Raw genomic sequence first — 628 nt, forward strand, 5'->3', positions numbered from 1 at the left:
CGCCGATGCCGTCGCCGTTGCTGTCCTGGAAGGAGCGGACGAGGACCTCGTAGAAGACGGCACGTTTGAACCACTCCGGATCCCGGTCCCCGGCCGGAGTGTCCTCGAAGGTGTCCGGAACGGGCTCATTGACGCTCATGGTGTGGGTGACCCTCCGATCTGCGGGTTGGACGGTCGCAGAACCGCGCTGTGTTCATCCCCGGTCGTGACACCAGCGGCGTGTGCCGCGTGGTCCCCGGACCCCCGGCCGACGGTGAGCACATGTGCTCCGCCGGGCCCAAGACGCACATAGTTGGCCCTGCCCCAGTGATAGGTCTCGCCGGTGAGTTCGTCGTGCACCGGCGTGGACTCGTGCCAGTCCAGGCCGAGGTGCGGCATGTCCAACGAGACCGTGGCCTCCTGGGTGTGGTGGGGATCGAGATTGACGACCACGATCACCGTGTTCGATCCGCTCCGCTTCGAATAGGCGATCACCGCGTCCTTGTCGGCGTGGTGGAAGTGCAGGTTCCGCAGCTGCCGCAGGGCCGGGCTGCGGCGGCGGATGTGGTTGAGGCGGGTGATCAGGGGGGTCAGGGTGCGGCCCTCGCGCTCGGCCGCCTCCCAGTCGCGGGGTTTGAGCTGGTACTTC

At 67.5% G+C, this 628-nt stretch carries 1 pseudogene; it reads right to left on the reverse strand.

Features of this window, described 5'->3' with window-relative positions:
* Nucleotides 1-135: 135 nt before the first annotated feature.
* Nucleotides 136-628, reverse strand: a pseudogene (locus tag ABD224_RS29310) (DUF3459 domain-containing protein); the annotation flags it as partial.

It is taken from the genome of Streptomyces thermoalcalitolerans, assembly GCF_039525155.1.
In the GTDB taxonomy this organism is placed as follows: domain Bacteria; phylum Actinomycetota; class Actinomycetes; order Streptomycetales; family Streptomycetaceae; genus Streptomyces; species Streptomyces thermovulgaris.